We start from the raw sequence: 16,343 nt of genomic DNA on the forward strand, positions 1-16,343 counted from the left end.
ACGGGCCGGGGCGGCCGGTGTCAAGCTTCCCGGATCGGGTTCAGTACAGCCCGCCGGTGCCCGAGGTGGCGCCTGTGCCGGCGCTGCCGCCGATGCCGGAGATGGTGTCGCGTTCGTAGCGCGAGCCGTCCAGAACGCCGCGTTCAGTGCCGGCGCTGCCGCTGCTTTCCGCGCCGGGTTCGGTGCCGGGCTTGAAGGCTTCCAGGATCACGTTGCGGTCGCCGGGCCGGGCCGGCAGGCCGGTTTCAGCCTGCACCCGCACCAGTCGCACGCCAGGCGGCACGCGGAACTGCACATTGGGCCGGCCCTTAAGCGCCTCTGCCATGAAATCCCTAAAGACCGGCACCGCCACCGAGGAGCCGGTTTCGCGCTTGCCCATGTCGCGCGGCGTGTCGTAGCCCACGAACACGCCTACCGCCAGATCGGGGCTGAAGCCGATGAACCAGGTATCCATGCTGTCGTTGCTGGTGCCGGTCTTGCCGGCCAGGGTCTTGCCCAATTCGCGCAGCCGCACGCCGGTACCGCGCTGCACCACGCCTTCCAGCATGGAAACGCTCTGATAGGCAGTCACCGGATCGATGACGGTTTCGCGCGTATCGGGCAAGGGCGGTTCGGTGGCCGGTTGGCCGGCTGCGGTAAAGCTGGCGAATTCGGCGCGGCAGGCATCGCATGGCCGGGTATCGTGGCGATAGATGGTGCGACCGGCACGATCCTGCACCTTGTCCACCAGCGAGGGTGTGATGCGGCGCCCGCCATTGACGAATTCGGCATAAGCCGTGGTCAATCGCATCAGTGTGGTTTCGCCTGCACCGAGCGACATCGCCAGCATGGTGGGCAGGTTGTCTTGGATGCCGAAGCGGCGGGCGTAATCCGATACTTTCTCCATGCCGATGGCCTGGGCCAGACGCACGGTCATCAGGTTGCGCGATTTTTCGATGCCCACCCGCAACGTGGAAGGTCCGTAGAATTCGCGGGTGTAATTGCCCGGCTTCCAGAGCGGCAGGCCGGGGCCCTGATCCAGCACGAAGGGCGCATCCAGCACCAGGCTGGAGGGCGTGAAGCCGCTATCCAGCGCCGCGGCATAGACGAAGGGTTTGAAGGACGAGCCGGGCTGGCGTTGGGCCTGGGTGGCGCGATTGAACTGGCTGACCTTGAAATCGAAGCCGCCCACCAGGGCCAGCACGCGGCCGGTATGCGGGTCCATCGCCACCAATGCGCCACCCACTTCGGGGATCTGGCGCAGAGCATACTGGTCGCGCGCATCAGGCAGCGGTTCCACGGCGATCACGTCGCCCACCGCCAGCACTTCATTGGCCGTGCGCGGCACGGGGCCGAGATGCACCGGACCGATATAGCCCGCTGCATCGGGCAACTTGGCGCGTGCCCAGCGCAGGCCGGCATAGGCAATCTGCCCGCGCGTCTTGCCGTCTGACAGCAGGATATCCACCTGCTGGGCTTCCACTTTCAGCACCACGGCCACCCGCCAGGGCGGCTGGATGGCGGCCAGCGGCAGGCCGCCGGGCTGGGTTGCCAAAGCAACAAGCTGTTGGGCCAGATCGCCGCCGGCTTCCAGCTTGGCCAGCGGGCCGCGCCAGCCGCCGGCGCGGCGATCATAAGCCACCAGGCCATCGCGCAGCGCGCGCTCGCCGATGGCCTGTAGCTTGGGATCCATGGTGGTGCGCACGCTGAGGCCGCCTTCATAGAGGCCCTTGTCGCCATAGCGCTGGGCCAGCAGGCGGCGCACTTCCTCGGCAAACCAATCGGCGCGGGCATATTCGGTTTCCGGCCGGGTGAGGGCCACCAGCGGCGTATCGAAAGCCTGCCGCGCCGTGGCCTGATCGATCACGCCATCTTCCAGCATACGGTCGATCACATAATCGCGTCGTGCCCGGGCGCGCTCATTCTGCCGCACCGGGTGGTAATTGCTCGGCGCTTTCGGCAGAGCGGCCAGATAGGCTGCCTCGGCCACGGTCAGGTCATAGAGCGACTTATCGAAATAGGTCAGCGCGGCGGCAGCCACGCCATAGGCGCCGGCTCCGAGATAGATTTCGTTCAGATAGAGTTCGAGGATTTTCTCTTTCGAGAAGGCGCGTTCGATGCGGAATGCCAGAATGGCTTCCTTGGCCTTGCGGCTAAGCGACACTTCGTTGCCGAGCAGAAAATTCTTCGCCACCTGCTGGGTGATGGTGGAGGCGCCAACCGGGCGGCGGTTCTGCGCCATGTTGAGAATGTTCTGCACCACGGCGCGCGCGATGCCCATCGGGTCGATGCCCGGATGTGAGAAGAAATTCTTATCCTCTGCCGAAAGGAAAGCCTGGATCACCGTGTTGGGCATCGCATCGATCGGCACGAACAACCGGCGCTCGCGGGCGAATTCGGCGATCAGGCGGCCATCGCCGGCATGCAGGCGGGTGGTTACGGGCGGCTGATAATTGGCCAATTGCTGATAATCGGGCAGGTCGCGGCCGTAATACCACAGGCCATACAAACCGGCAGCCACGGCAGCCAGGCTTCCCAGCACGCCGAGAAACAGCAGAACGAGCAGATAACGCATGAAACGCATATTTATTCAGGCCCGCAAAATAAACTGCCCGGAAAATTAGGGCGTTGTGTCTTAAACCCAGCAATCCCGCCTGTACAGGCCGATTATGGCAAGGATGCGGCGCCAAGGGAAATTCCCCTTTTGGTGGAGAATTTACGGCCCGTCAAAAAACCGGTCGATGGCGGCCACAACGGCTTCGGCCAGTTGGTTGCGGCCGGCTTCCGAAAACAGCAGGGCTTCTTCGGTGGGATTGGAGATATAGCCGAGTTCCAGTAGCGCGGAGGGGATGTCGGGTGCGCCCAGCACCTTGAAATTGGCCGCCCGCAGCGCATTGCGGCGCAGCGGAATGCGTTCCGACAGGCTCGCGGTCAACAAGCCGGCAAAGCGGCCCGAAAGCCGCTTGGTGTCGCGGCTTGCGAGATCCACCAGGATGGCCAGCACGTCGTCCAATTCCTGCTCCCGGGCGGTATCGGCCAGTTGGTCGGCTTTGTTTTCGCGCAGAGCCAGTGCCTCGGCATCGCGGTCGGAAGCATCCTCGGCGCGGGTATACACGCTTGCGCCGCGCGTGGCCCGGTCGGCGGCCAGGCTATCGGCATGGATGGAGAGGAACAGATCGGCCTCGCGGTTCCGGGCCAGTTTCACCCGGTCCAGCAGTTTTACAGCCACATCCTTGTCGCGGGTGAGAAGCACCCGATAGCGACCGCTGGCCCGCAGCCGGGCGGCGATAGCGCGGCCCACCGCCAAGGTGAGTTCTTTTTCATAGCGCCCCGAAGCGCTGATGGCGCCTGGATCATGGCCGCCATGGCCGGGATCCAGCACGATCAGCCGGCGCGGATCGCGCCCGGGCGGGGTGGCTGCCGGCTGCAAGGGGGCGGCCAGCGGCAGTTTGACCGGGGCGGCAAAGGCCTCCAGGAAGGCGGCCGGATCGGCCGGCAGCAGGTCGATAACCAGCCTATGGCCGCGGCCACCCTGGGGCGGGAGCTGGAAGGCGCGGTCGATCATCGCCCCGTCCAGCAACTGAAGGCTGATTGTATCGGGTTGGCCCAGGGCTGGGCGCAGGCCTGTCACTACGCCGCTGGCTTCTCCGGTCAGGCTCTGCGACAGGGCAAACTGCCCATCCAGCAATCGCAGATTCAACCCTAACGAATTGATTTGGCTTGATATTTCGGCAGTGATCGGGCGATCAGCCTCGAGCACCAAGCGGGTGAAGCCGGCATTCAGGCTCAGCGATAGCCTGTCCACCCGCAAAGGCTGGCCCCAGGCGGGAATCGAGAGTAGGCCGAGCAGAAATAAAAAAACCTTTGATATCAATCTCATACGGGTTATTGGAGCCATCCTCTCGCGGTCGGGTCAAGAATTCCCTTGTCGGTATGCCGGCTAATTGATTACTTTGTTTCCTGCGAATATCCGAGTCAGTTCTCGTCGGCCGTTTTCAGGCTTCAAGCTCCCCAAAAAGCTTTCAAGCACAAGCGGTTCGCCGGGGCGGCGCGTCGATTGTGAGCCATACCGCCTAATTTCGCGGCCTGCCCAAAGGAGTGGCGGCCCTAGGCGAAGCGGCCTCGGTCATCGCGCTAAAGACAGCACGGATTTGTTAGAACCCTCGGAGCCAGCGCCGGCTTGATGGCGATGGCACCAGTCGGCGGTGACCCCGCCGGCGGATCGATCGGGTGATGCGCCCGGGCCGGACTGTATAGTTCCTGGCCGGCTTAGGCGCTCCAGCCTTCAGGTACGTCGCTTCCAAGCACGTATCTCCAAGGCAACCCGCTGCGGTCTTGCGGCCCGCCCCGTGCAAGCGGAGGCCGGCTGGCTTCGAAAAGCAAAGGCGTCCCGCCACCTGTTATTCGCATGGGAGGCGCCACGCCGCAGGGTAATTGCCGCTATGGGCATGCGTATGTTGATTGATGCCACCCATCTCGAGGAAACTCGGGTGGTGGTTGTGAAGGGCACCCGTCTCGAAGAGTTCGATTACGAGACATCCACCAAACAGGTTTTGAAGGGCAATATTTATCTGGCGCGGGTTACCCGCGTAGAGCCCTCTCTGCAGGCCGCCTTCGTGGAATATGGCGGCAACCGCCATGGCTTCCTGGCGTTTGGTGAAATTCACCCCGACTATTACCAGATTCCGATTGCCGACCGTCAGGCGCTGCTGGCGCAGCAGGCTGAGGAAGAGGCACGCGCCGCCCAGGCCGAGGAAGAAGAACTGGAAGCGGCCGAACGTGCCGCTGCCAGGCGGGCCGAGCGGCGTGCTGCCGCTGCGGCTGGCGGCGGCCGCAATGATGGCCGCTCCGATGATCATGGCGACGACCATGGCGATGAGCACGGCGATACCGATGGCGTAGAGACCGTGGAAGGCGATTACGATGCGGTGGAGGAAATCACCTCCGAACGCCCGCCGCTGGATGCGCCGTCTTACTGGAACGTACCGAGCCGCGCCGAAGCGCCGCTTGCCCCCGAGGTTGTTGGCGACGTTTCCTCCCAGGATATGGATCAGGATGCGGGCCAGGCTTCCGAACCGGTAGTCGAGGCCGTTTCCGACGAACAAGAGGTGGCCGCTGCGTCGACTGCCGATCTCGATATCCCCGCCGCGCCGGGCAGCGAAGCGTTGAGCGAAGACGTGCCTGCCGCCGAAGAAGCCGCGCCGGCTGCCGAAGCGGGCGAGAAATCGGAAGAAGCCGAGAAGGGCGAAGAGGCCGAGGAAGGCCGCCGTCCGCGCCGGACCAATTTCTATCGCCGCTACAAGATTCAGGAAGTGATCAAGCGCCGGCAGATCATGCTGGTGCAGGTGGTGAAGGAAGAGCGCGGCAACAAGGGCGCTGCGCTGACCACCTATCTGTCGCTGGCCGGCCGTTATTGCGTGTTGATGCCCAACACCGCGCGCGGCGGCGGCATTAGCCGCAAGATCCAGTCGCCCGCCGATCGCAAGCGTTTGAAGGCCATCACCAGCGAGCTGGATATTCCGGAAGGCATGGGCGTTATCGTGCGGACTGCCGGCATGGAACGATCCAAGCCGGAAATCCGCCGCGATTTCGAATATCTGCTGCGCAGCTGGGACAGCATCCGCGAGCGCACGCTGGAAAGCACCGCGCCGGCGCTGATCTACGAGGAAGCCGACCTGATCAAGCGGTCTATCCGCGACCTGTATTCCAGCGATATCGATGAAGTGCTGGTGGAGGGCGACCAGGGCTATGCCGCCGCCCACGACTTCATGCAGATGCTGATGCCGACGCATGCCGATCGCGTGAAGATGTATCAGGACAAGATTCCGCTCTTCCATCGCTATCAGGTGGAGCAGCAGCTGGATGGCATGTTCAGCCCCACGGTGCAGCTGCGTTCCGGTGGCTATATCGTGATAAACCCCACCGAAGCGTTGGTTTCCATCGATATCAACTCGGGCAAGTCCACCCGCGAACACAATATCGAGGAGACCGCCTACAAGACCAATCTCGAGGCCGCCGAGGAAATCGCCCGCCAGTTGCGGCTGCGCGATCTGGCCGGCCTGGTGGTGATCGACTTCATCGACATGGAGGATCACCGCAATATCCGCAATGTGGAGCGCCGGCTGAAGGAATGCCTGCGCAACGACCGCGCGCGCATCCAGGTGGGCCGTATCTCCGGTTTCGGCCTGCTCGAGATGTCGCGCCAGCGCCTGCGACCGAGCCTGATCGAAAGCTCCACCATGCCCTGCCCGCATTGCCAGGGCCGTGGCTATGTGCGTTCCATCGAAAGCACTGCCTTGCAGGTGCTGCGTGCCATCGAGGAAGAGGGCATCCGCGACCGCGCCAGCGAAATCACCGTATCCGTGCCGGCCGAGGTGGCGATCTACCTGCTCAACCACAAGCGCGAGCGGATCAGCGATATCGAGCGCCGTTATGTGATGCGCGTGATCGTGGCTGCCGATAACAGCCTGGTGCCGCCGGATTACAAGATCGAGCGTATCAAGCCGCGCCAGCCCGGCGAGGTTTCGCGCCCGGATCTGGTGCAGCGCGAGGGCCCGCGTCCGATCACCCAGGAAAGTTCCTATGCCGAGGTGAATGACGCTGAAGACGGCGAAGGCTTTGAGGATGGTGCCGAGGCCGAAGAGGCCAATGGCGAGACCCGCGATGCCGAAGGCCGGGATGGCGAGAATGGCAAGCGCCGCCGCCGCCGCCGCCGTCGGCGTCGTGGCCGCGATGGTGAAGGTGAGACTTCCGGCGTCGAAGCGGGCCAGGAGCAGGATGCCGAGGGCATTGCTGAACTCGAGGGCGATGAAACCGCTGGCGCCGAGGATGGCCTTGTTGAAGATGGCGAAGGCGAAGCGACTGCCGCTGATGATGTGAATGATGCGCCGGAAGGCGAGGGTGAACCCCGTCGTCGTCGTCGTGGCCGCCGTGGCGGTCGCCGTCGGCGCCGTGGCGAAGAGGGCAGCGAGCCCCGTCAGGCAGAGAGCGGTGTTGAGGCCATTGATGACGCCTTGAGCGACCAGGATGCCGCGCCGGTCCAGCCGCGCCGCCCCTATCCGCCGCGTGATAACGGTTCCCGCGATAGCGGCGCGCGCGATAATGGCTTCCTTACGCCGGCAGCGCTTGGCGCCATGCTGGATGGCCGACCGACATTCGAGTTCGATGAAGACGAGCCGGAACCGGCCAAGCCGGCGCCTGCCGCGCCTGCCGTTATCGTGGCGCCGCCTCTCGAAACTGCGCCTGTTGCCGAGGCCCAACCTGTTATTGAAGCCCAGCCTGTCGTTGAGACGCAGCCTGTTGCCGCTCCGGAAGTCCCGCTTGCTGCCGAACAGCCTGTGGAACCAGCCGCTCCTGCCGCGCCCGTACATAGCGCTCCGGTTTTCCAGAGCAACGGCGATGCACCGGCTGCTCCTAAGCGGGGTTGGTGGTCGCGCTGAAACGATAAATGGCCGGCGGCATCAAACGCCGGCCACATTATACCGGGTGGGGGAACAATCATGTTGCGCCGCAGCTTCGTGTGCCTGGGCTTCCTGTTGGGGCTGATTTTTTCTGTCGTCGGGGTTCAGGCGCAGGAGAAAATTGGCGTTTTGATGTTGCATGGCAAGAATCCCGGTGGACCTAACAGCCCCGGTTTCTTCGCACTGAAGCGGCATCTCGATCGAGAAGGCATGGCCACGCTGCTGCCCGATATGCCGTGGTCTGCCAAACGCTATATCGATGGTGATTGGGAACAGGCCATGGTCGAGATCGATGGCCATGTGAAGACGTTGCGCGATGCCGGCGCCACCAAGATCGTATTCATCGGCCATAGCATGGGCTGCGCGGTTTCGCTGGGTTATGCCTTGCGCCCAGGCAAGGATGTGGATGCCATAGCTCTGCTGGCGCCGGGCCATTCGCCCCATCTATACACCACATTACCCGGCCTGAAGGCTTTGCGCGAAAGCGTGGAGGAAGCCCGCCGCATGGTTACGGCCGGGGATACCGCCAAGCGGAAGGATTTCAAGGATTTTAACCAAGGCCAGTCGTTGCTGGTGCGCACCACGGCGCCGGCTTATCTGTCGTATTTCGATCCGCAATCGGATGCCGAGATGACCCGCAGTGCATCGCGCATTCCCGCGCGAGTACCGGTGCTGATGGTACTGGGCGACAAGGATCCGCTTTACGAATACGGCAGGGCGTTCATTTTCGACAAGCTGCCGGCCAATCCGAAAAGCCGCTATATGGAAATCCAGGCCGATCACTTAAACACGCCGCAAATTGCCGCGGAAGATGTGACGGCGTGGATACGCCAGGCGGTTAAGGAATAAGCCGATCAGAGCGCCTTGAGCGCAGCTTCCGCTGCGGCTTCGGCAGTGATGCCGAAATGCTTGTAGAGCTGCTCATAGGGGCCGGAGGCTCCGAAATCGCTCATGCCGATGAAGATGCCGTTATCGCCGAGATATTTATCCCAGCCCTGACGGATGCCTGCTTCGATGGCGATGCGCAGACCGCCCTGCTCTTGTCCTGGGCCAAGCACCTGCTTGCGATAGGCGGCATCCTGCTCGTCGAACAATTCCATGCACGGCACGGATACCACGCGGGCGCCGATGCCCTTGGCCTGTAGCAGGTCGCGGGCTGCGGCAGCAATAGCCACTTCCGAACCGGAGGCCAGCAGCGTCACCTTGGCCGGGCCCTCGGCGGCATGCAATTCATAGGCGCCGCGCGCCACTGGATTGTCGGCGCGCTCGGTCACCCGCTGGGCCGGCAGATCCTGGCGGGTAAGGCAGAGCAGGCTGGGGCGATCCTTCTGCTTCAGGGCCACTTCCCAGGCTTCCAGGCTTTCCACGGCATCGCCGGGGCGGAATACCAGCAGATGCGGAATGGCGCGCAAGGCGGCTACCTGCTCCACCGGCTGATGCGTCGGGCCGTCTTCGCCCAGGCCGATGGAATCGTGGGTCATCACATAGATCACGCGCTGACGCATCAGCGCCGAGAGGCGGATCGAGGGGCGGCAATAATCGCTGAACACCAGGAAGGTGCCGCCATAGGGGATTACGCCGCCATGCAGGGCCAGGCCGTTCATCGCTGCCGCCATGCCATGCTCGCGCACGCCATAATAGATATAGCGACCGCCGAAGGTGCCGGGCTTCACCGGCTCCAGGCCGGCAGTCTTGGTGTTGTTCGAACCGGTGAGATCGGCCGAACCGCCGATCGCCTCCGGCAGCACTGGGTTGATCGCTTCCAGCGCCATCTGCGAGGATTTGCGCGTGGCCCATTTCGGCTTGTCGGCAATCAGCTTCGCCTTGTAGGCGGCAATTGCGGTATCCAGCTCGGCCGGCAATACGCCGGCCAGGCGCCGCTGCCATTCCTTTTGTTCGGCGGCATTCAGGCCGGCCAACACCTTGTCCCAGGCGGCAGATGCCGCCGCACCCTTGGTGCCGATGGCGCGCCAGGCGGCCAGGATGGCGGCCGGAATCTCGAAGGGCGCATGAGGCCAGCCAAGCTTTTCGCGGGCGCCGGCGATTTCGTCCGGACCCAGCGGCGAGCCATGCACGCCGGACGTACCGGCCTTTTTCGGCGCGCCGAAGCCGATCACGGTCTTGCAGGCGATCAGGCTGGGCCGGTCGCTACGCTTGGCGGCGGCAATCGCCTTGGCCACGGCTTCCGGATCATGGCCATCAACGGCAGCCACGGCCCAACCCGATGCCTTGAAGCGGGCCAACTGGTCGTCGCTCACCGACAGGCTGGTGGGGCCGTCGATGGAAATGCCGTTATCGTCGAACAGCACGATCAACTTGTTCAGCTTGAGATGGCCGGCCAGCGAAATCGCCTCGTGGCTGATGCCTTCCATCAGACAGCCGTCGCCGGCAATCACATAGGTGTAGTGATCCACCAATGCGTCGCCGAAGCGGGCATTCATCAGCCGCTCGCCCAGCGCGAAACCCACGGCATTGGCAATCCCTTGGCCCAGCGGCCCGGTGGTGGTTTCGATGCCGGCGGCATGGCCGTATTCCGGATGGCCGGCGGTGCGGGCGCCGAGCTGGCGGAAATTCTTGATCTCGTCCAGCGTCATGTCTGCATAGCCGGTGAGATGCAGCAGCGCATAGAGCAGCATCGAGCCATGGCCGGCGGACAGGATGAAGCGGTCACGATCCGGCCAATCGGGGCGGGCGGGATCGAATTTGAGGAAGCGCTCGAACAGCACAGTGGCTACATCAGCCATGCCCATGGGCATGCCCGGATGGCCAGAATTGGCTTTTTGCACTGCATCCATCGCAAGCGCGCGGATCGCGTTGGCGAGATCGGAATGGCTGGGGGTGGCGGCAGAAGGCATGTGCGCAATCCAAAGGCTGAAAAGATGGAGTCGGCAAAAACAACGCGGGCGAAGATGGCCGCCTTAAACGCCCGCGTCAACCCATGCGACAGGCCGTTAAAGCATCTGGCCAGTCGCTATAACTGTCTCAGAAACGCTGGAATTGTCTCAGAATTCCTTCCAATCGTCGTCATCATTGCTGACGATGGCGCGGGCCGGTGCCAGGGGGGCTGCCGGGCTGGTCGCGCGGGTTGCGGCCCGGGGTGCAGATAGGGGAGTAGCCTGGGGAGCCACCCGGGGTGCAACAGGTACCATGGCTTTGGCGGGCTGGGCTGGCTTGGTCGGGTTGGCTGCGGCGGCAGGGCCTGGGGTGGTTTTGGGCCCTGGATTGGCTCCTGGGATAGCCGGTGCTTTGGTGTCCAGCTTGAAGAAACCGACCAGATCGGCCAGTTCGGTGGCCTGGCTGGCCAGTGATTGCGCGGAGGCGGTGGTTTCCTCCACGAGTGCGGCATTGCGCTGGGTGATTTCGTCCATGTTGCCGATGGCAGTATTGATCTGATCCAGGCCGGTGGCCTGCTCGCGGCTGGCCGCAGCAATCTCGGCTACGATATCCGACACCTTTTTGATGGCAGTGACGATTTCAGTGAGGCTGCCGCCGGTCTGGTTCACCAAGGTGGCGCCGGATTTGACCTGAGTGTTGGACTCCCCGATCAGCGATTTGATCTCCTTCGAGGCATTGGCCGAGCGTTGCGCGAGTGCGCGCACCTCCTGTGCCACCACGGCAAAGCCCTTGCCGGCCTCACCAGCGCGTGCCGCTTCCACACTGGCATTGAGCGCCAGCAGGTTAGTCTGGAAGGCGATTTCGTCGATCAGTGTCATGATATCGGAAATCTTGCGTGCGCTTTCCTCGATGCGGCTGACAGCGGTGACCGCCTGCTGGGTGACATTGCCGCCCTTCTCGGCGGTATCGCGCGCGGCCACGGCCAGTTGACTGGCGGCCTGGGCATTATCGGCATTCTGCTTCACCGTGGCCGTGATCTCATGCATCGAAGCTGCGGTTTCCTCGATACTGGCGGCCTGGCTTTCGGTGCGCTGCGCCAGATCCTGGCTGCCCGTGGAGATTTCATCGGAGGCGATTTTCACCGATTGCGCCGTATCGGTGAGGCGTCCGGCGAAAGTGCGCATGCGCTCGGCCATGGCATTCACGTCGTTTTTGATTTCGCCGAACACACCGCGATAATCGCCACGGACAGACTTGGTAAGATCACCATCGGCCATGGCGCCCATGGTTTGCGCCAGTTCCTGGTTCATGGTTTGCAGGGTGGTGGCCAGGCGATTCAATTCGCTGCTGGTGGTAAGGAAAAAGCCGTCCTTGCCGGTTTCGTCTATCCGGCCCGAGAGGTCGCCCTGGGCCACCTTGTTCACCAGCACGGCGATTTCCTCGCCAGCCTGCTTCTCGCGTGCTTCGCGTTCCTGACGCTGGCGTTCGGCTTCCTCGCGCTGGCGAGCGATATCGGCTTCAGCTTTTTCGCGCGCAAGCATGTTGTCTTTGAACACCTGCACGGCTTTGGCCATGGCGCCGATCTCGGCACCGCGGTCAACGAAGGGGATTTCCACGGTCAGGTCGCGGTCGGCCAGTTTCTGCATGGTGCCGGTCATGCGCAGGATCGGGCCGCTGACGCGCGATTGTACAATCAGAAAACCGATGGCCGTGAAGATCAGGGCGGCGGCCAGCATGGCGCTGTTGAAGATCAAGGCATTGCGTGAGGCAACGGTTTGCGCGTTGGCGCGCAGTACCAGTTCGGTCAAGGCGGTATTGGCCACGTCGTTCAGCAGCGACAGGCCTTCCACTGCACGGGCCTGGAATTGCGCGCGGTCGATGTCGGGAATCTGGCCTTCCGACAAGGCACGCACCACCACTTGGCGCTCCTGCGCTAGCGGGCCGTTGAAAAAGCCATCGGCCTTCTTGATGGAATCCACCAGGGCCTTCGGAATGCCCGGCAATGTGGCGATATCGGCCAGGCTGTCATGGGCGGTCAGCATACGGCCGCGCTCTTCCGCATTGGCGGCAATTTCGACGCTGCCCCAGGTTTTCTGCGTGCCCAGCGAGGTGAGCAGGCGCAGCACCAGGCTGCCGCCGAAATTGCGCATGGTCCAGGCATTATCCTTGGCGCTCAGCAACTGATCGGCCAGCGGATCCACCAGCATGAGGGATTTCTCGAGATAATCCGAGGCGGCCTCCACGGCTGAGAGAAAAGCTTGCGTCACCTGCGGCCAGTCGCGCGCTAATTGGGCATCGCGCTGCGCACCGGCCTGGTTCAGGTTGGCGGTCATGCGCGGGCGCAAGGCCTCTACGGCATCATGGGTGGATTTCAAGCGGCCGAGCAGGGCTTCGGCGCCCGGCATGTTGCGCAATTGGGCGAGGCCGGCAAAGCCGCTGGAAAATCCCTTTTGCGCATTGGCGCGCTGTTCGGCGATGCCATCGGTGACGGCTTTTTCGGCCGGCTGAGGATTCCCGAGCGCGATCAGCACATTGCCACGCTCAAGCCGATGCGCTTGCAGGCTGTCGAAGAAGGATTGGCTGATCGGGGCAAGCGTGGCCACTTTCTGTGCGGCCCGATAACGCTCCAGTGCGCCCATCAATGCAATGGCGCTCACGGCAACCAGCAACAACCCGAGCAGGCCGATAACAACACCTAAGGTGGAGCGAATGGACAAAGCCTTCATGGTCTCGTTCCCCCGAACGAATAAACAATAATAATTTTGTAAGATCAGGCGCTAACGGCTGGTTAGCGACTAATTGGCGGCAAGGGTCGCGGCAGGCTGTTGATCGGCGATCTGCTGCATTTGCATGGCAGCTTGGCCGGAGACCAGCCGATCCAGGTCTATGATCGAAACCATGCGTTCATCGCGCGCAACGATGGCACTGAGGAAACGATAATCCGATGCGGCATCGGTTTCCGGCACGGTCTGCAGGTCGCGATCCACTATGGAGAGGATATCGGAAACGGAATCCACCAGCAGGCCAAAGGTTCCGTTGGCGGCCACCACCACGATCACCACATGCATGCGCGTAGGCTTGGTTACTCCGCCGCCGAGCCTTACCCGCAGATCGTAAATCGGCACGATCGTGCCACGCAGATTGATGATGCCGCGCACATATTCGGGCGTGTTGGGCAGGTTGGTCACATCGGTCCAGGCGCGGATTTCGCGCACGCTCAGGATATCGATGCCGTAAACCTGCTGGTCGATAGCGAAAGTCAGATAATCCTGTGCCGCGGCGGTGTTTTCGCCGTCGCTGCGGGCATTGCCCCGCGTCAGGCCGCCGCGCGGGTTGCCAAGCGGGCCGCCAGTCTGGGATTGCGAAGCCGGTAAGTGAGCCATGATGCACGACCCTCCAAGCATAATATTGCAGAAGTATAGCAAAGGACGGGCAATCCAGTTAAGACTTTACCGGGTGGAACTTGGCCCTGTTAGCACTATTTAATGGAAAAACAGAACAATCTGACGGGAGGGATGGGGAATGTCGGTAAGTGGCAAGCCGCGTAAGAAGTCCGAGGAGTTGCGCAGCCATCGCTGGTTCGGCGTGGATGACCTGCGGTCCTTCGGGCATCGTTCGCGTGCATATCAGATTGGTTTCGGCCGCGAGGATTTCGCCGGCAAGCCGGTGATCGGCATCATCAATACCTGGTCCGATATCAATCCCTGCCACACCCATTTCCGCCAGCGCGCCGAAGAAGTGAAGCGCGGCATCTGGCAGGCCGGCGGCTTTCCATTGGAATTGCCTGCCATCTCGTTGAGCGAACCGTTCCAGAAGCCCTCCACCATGCTCTATCGCAATCTGCTGGCGATGGAGACAGAGGAAATGCTGCGCTCCTATCCGCTCGATGGTGCAGTGTTGATGGGGGGCTGCGACAAGACCACGCCTGCGCTGATCATGGGCGCAACGAGCATGAACATCCCGTCGATTTTTCTGCCGGCAGGTCCGATGCTGCGCGGGCATTGGCGCGGCCAGACACTGGGCAGCGGCTCGGATGCCTGGAAATACTGGGCGGAAAAGCGCGCTGGCAATATCGACGACAATGATTGGCGTGAGATCGAGGAGGGTATTGCCCGCTCGCCCGGCCATTGTATGACCATGGGCACGGCTTCCACCATGGGGGCGATTGCCGAAGTGCTTGGCCTCACTCTGTCGGGAGCCAGTTCCATCCCGGCGCCGGATTCAAGCCATTCACGCATGGCCACCCGCACCGGTCGCCGCATCGTAGAGATGGTCTGGGATGATCTGAAGCCCAGGGATGTGCTGTCCGCTGCTTCGTTTGATAACGCCGTAACCCTGGCGATGGCTGTTGGCGGCTCCACCAATTGCATTATCCATCTGGTGGCGATGGCAGGGCGCGCCGGCATCGACTTGCCGCTCAGCCGCTTCGACATGTTTTCGCGCAAGGTACCGGTGATCGCCAATCTGCGGCCCAATGGAAAATTCCTTATGGCGGATTTCTATTTCGCCGGCGGTCTGCGGGCCTTGCTGGGCGAATTGGCGCCGATGCTGGAACTGGGCTGCGCCACGGTGAGCGGCAAGACGCTGGGCGAGGATATTGCCGGCGCCCGGAATAACGAGCCCGATGTGATCCGTCCGCTCGACAATCCAATTTCCGGCCCTGGCGGCCTTTGTGTATTGTTTGGCAATCTGGCGCCGAATGGTGCGGTGATGAAACCGGCTGCCGCCGATCCGCGCCTTGCCAAACATACCGGCCCTGCCGTGGTGTTCGATGATTACAACGATATGGCCGCGCGTATCGATGATCCCGATCTGGATGTAACCGCAGACAGCGTGCTGGTGTTGCGCAATTCCGGCCCGCAGGGCGGCCCCGGCATGCCGGAATGGGGCATGCTGCCGGTGCCGAAGAAATTGCTGGCCCAGGGCGTGCGCGACATGGTGCGGATTTCCGATGCGCGGATGAGCGGCACCAGCTATGGCACCTGCATCCTGCATGTATCGCCCGAAAGCTATGTGGGCGGGCCGTTGGCGCTGGTGCGCAGCGGCGATATGATAGCATTGGATGTGGCCGAACGACGCCTGGATCTGTTGGTGAGCGACGCTGAATTGGCCGCGCGCCGCGCCAACTGGAAGGCGCCGCCGCCGCGTTATGAACGCGGGTATGGCGTGATGTTCGCCCAGCACATCACTCAGGCCGAACGCGGCTGCGATTTTGATTATCTGCATGCTGGGCCGGCCACGCCGGAACCGGAAATCCATTGACCGATCAGCCAGGAGTTTTCTTCGATGCGCATTCCCTCTAATCCTTTCAAGCGTGCGCTGGCCGAGGGGCGGCCGCAGATCGGTCTGTGGAGTTCGTTGTGCAGCAATATCGTGGCCGAGATACTGGCCTCCAGCGGGTTCGACTGGATCGTGCTGGATACCGAGCATTCGCCCAACGAATTGCCCATGGTGCTGCAGCAATTGCAAGCCATGCAGATCGATGCCAATACCGCCAGCCCGGTAGTGCGGCCGGCCTGGAATGACCCGGTGCTGATCAAGCGTTTTCTGGATATCGGCTCGCCCAACCTGATCCTGCCTTTCATACAGGATGAAACCGAGGCCGCAGATGCGGTCAGCGCCACGCGTTATCCGCCACGAGGGATTCGTGGCGTTTCCGGCATCCAGCGCGCCAGCCGCTATGGCTTGGTCGAGGATTATCTGCACAGCGCCGAACAGGAACTCGGCCTGATCCTGCAGGTGGAAACCATGGCCGCCGTGCAGCGCATACCGGAAATCGCCAAGCTGGATGGCGTGGATGGCATCTTTATCGGGCCGGCCGACCTGTCGGCCGATGTGGGGCATCTGGGCAATCCCGGGCACCCGGAAGCACAGGCCGCGATCATGAAGGCTTTGCAGCTCTGCAAGGCGGCGGGCAAGCCGGCCGGCATCCTGGCGCCCAACGAGGATGATGCGAAACGCTATCTCGATGCCGGCTTCGTATTCGTGGCAGTGGGCATCGACCAGATGCTGCTCGCCCGCCAGAGCCGCGAGATTGCCGCGCGCTTCAGGAAATATGTGGGCGGGTGA

9 protein-coding genes are annotated in these 16,343 nt (G+C 62.7%); 4 read left to right on the top strand and 5 right to left on the bottom strand.

Annotated elements, in window-relative coordinates; all coding sequences use genetic code 11:
* Positions 1 to 40: 40 nt before the first annotated feature.
* Both KF827_RS09255 and KF827_RS09260 read right to left on the bottom strand, forming a co-directional pair.
* Positions 41 to 2,554 (bottom strand): penicillin-binding protein 1A, encoded by a 2,514-nt coding sequence (locus KF827_RS09255; RefSeq protein WP_291003854.1) that lies wholly within the window; start codon positions 2,552 to 2,554, stop codon positions 41 to 43.
* Between the two features lie 141 nt (positions 2,555 to 2,695).
* Complete coding sequence (locus tag KF827_RS09260) at positions 2,696 to 3,859, bottom strand: N-acetylmuramoyl-L-alanine amidase (RefSeq protein ID WP_291003857.1); 1,164 nt, start codon at positions 3,857 to 3,859, stop codon at positions 2,696 to 2,698.
* Between the two features lie 562 nt (positions 3,860 to 4,421).
* On the opposite strand from KF827_RS09260, the gene KF827_RS09265 reads away from it, so the two are divergent.
* Both KF827_RS09265 and KF827_RS09270 read left to right on the top strand, forming a co-directional pair.
* Positions 4,422 to 7,418 carry an Rne/Rng family ribonuclease gene (locus KF827_RS09265; protein WP_291003860.1) on the top strand — a complete coding sequence of 999 codons (2,997 nt, stop codon included), beginning with the start codon at positions 4,422 to 4,424 and terminating at the stop codon, positions 7,416 to 7,418.
* Between the two features lie 60 nt (positions 7,419 to 7,478).
* Complete coding sequence (locus KF827_RS09270; RefSeq protein ID WP_291003863.1) at positions 7,479 to 8,288, top strand: alpha/beta fold hydrolase; 810 nt, start codon at positions 7,479 to 7,481, stop codon at positions 8,286 to 8,288.
* Between the two features lie 5 nt (positions 8,289 to 8,293).
* Here KF827_RS09270 and tkt read toward each other — a convergent pair whose 3' ends face one another.
* From tkt to KF827_RS09285, 3 genes are all read right to left on the bottom strand, one after another.
* Positions 8,294 to 10,294 (bottom strand): transketolase, encoded by a 2,001-nt coding sequence (gene tkt, locus KF827_RS09275; protein ID WP_291003867.1) that lies wholly within the window; start codon positions 10,292 to 10,294, stop codon positions 8,294 to 8,296.
* A gap of 147 nt (positions 10,295 to 10,441) precedes the next feature.
* Complete coding sequence (locus tag KF827_RS09280; protein WP_291003870.1) at positions 10,442 to 13,000, bottom strand: methyl-accepting chemotaxis protein; 2,559 nt, start codon at positions 12,998 to 13,000, stop codon at positions 10,442 to 10,444.
* A 69-nt stretch (positions 13,001 to 13,069) separates the two neighbouring features.
* On the bottom strand, positions 13,070 to 13,657 hold the full coding sequence (locus tag KF827_RS09285; RefSeq protein ID WP_291003873.1) for a chemotaxis protein CheW: 588 nt from the start codon (positions 13,655 to 13,657) through the stop codon (positions 13,070 to 13,072).
* A 139-nt stretch (positions 13,658 to 13,796) separates the two neighbouring features.
* Here KF827_RS09285 and araD point away from each other — a divergent pair, with 139 nt between their 5' ends.
* Positions 13,797 to 15,536 (top strand): L-arabinonate dehydratase, encoded by a 1,740-nt coding sequence (gene araD / locus KF827_RS09290; protein ID WP_291003876.1) that lies wholly within the window; start codon positions 13,797 to 13,799, stop codon positions 15,534 to 15,536.
* 24 nt (positions 15,537 to 15,560) lie between these two features.
* Positions 15,561 to 16,343, top strand: coding sequence for an aldolase/citrate lyase family protein (locus KF827_RS09295; protein WP_291003879.1), 783 nt, complete (start codon positions 15,561 to 15,563; stop codon positions 16,341 to 16,343).

The sequence above is a fragment of the Ferrovibrio sp. genome (genome assembly GCF_019636075.1).
Lineage (GTDB): Bacteria > Pseudomonadota > Alphaproteobacteria > Ferrovibrionales > Ferrovibrionaceae > Ferrovibrio.

Bases quoted from the DNA above. Each gene is read 5' to 3' on its own strand.
- KF827_RS09255 (WP_291003854.1), bottom strand. From the start codon at position 2,554: ATGCGTTATCTGCTCGTTCTGCTGTTTCTCGGCGTGCTGGGAAGCCTG.
- KF827_RS09260 (WP_291003857.1), bottom strand. From the start codon at position 3,859: ATGAGATTGATATCAAAGGTTTTTTTATTTCTGCTCGGCCTACTCTCG.
- KF827_RS09265 (WP_291003860.1), top strand. From the start codon at position 4,422: ATGGGCATGCGTATGTTGATTGATGCCACCCATCTCGAGGAAACTCGG.
- KF827_RS09270 (WP_291003863.1), top strand. From the start codon at position 7,479: ATGTTGCGCCGCAGCTTCGTGTGCCTGGGCTTCCTGTTGGGGCTGATT.
- tkt (WP_291003867.1), bottom strand. From the start codon at position 10,294: ATGCCTTCTGCCGCCACCCCCAGCCATTCCGATCTCGCCAACGCGATC.
- KF827_RS09280 (WP_291003870.1), bottom strand. From the start codon at position 13,000: ATGAAGGCTTTGTCCATTCGCTCCACCTTAGGTGTTGTTATCGGCCTG.
- KF827_RS09285 (WP_291003873.1), bottom strand. From the start codon at position 13,657: ATGGCTCACTTACCGGCTTCGCAATCCCAGACTGGCGGCCCGCTTGGC.
- araD (WP_291003876.1), top strand. From the start codon at position 13,797: ATGTCGGTAAGTGGCAAGCCGCGTAAGAAGTCCGAGGAGTTGCGCAGC.
- KF827_RS09295 (WP_291003879.1), top strand. From the start codon at position 15,561: ATGCGCATTCCCTCTAATCCTTTCAAGCGTGCGCTGGCCGAGGGGCGG.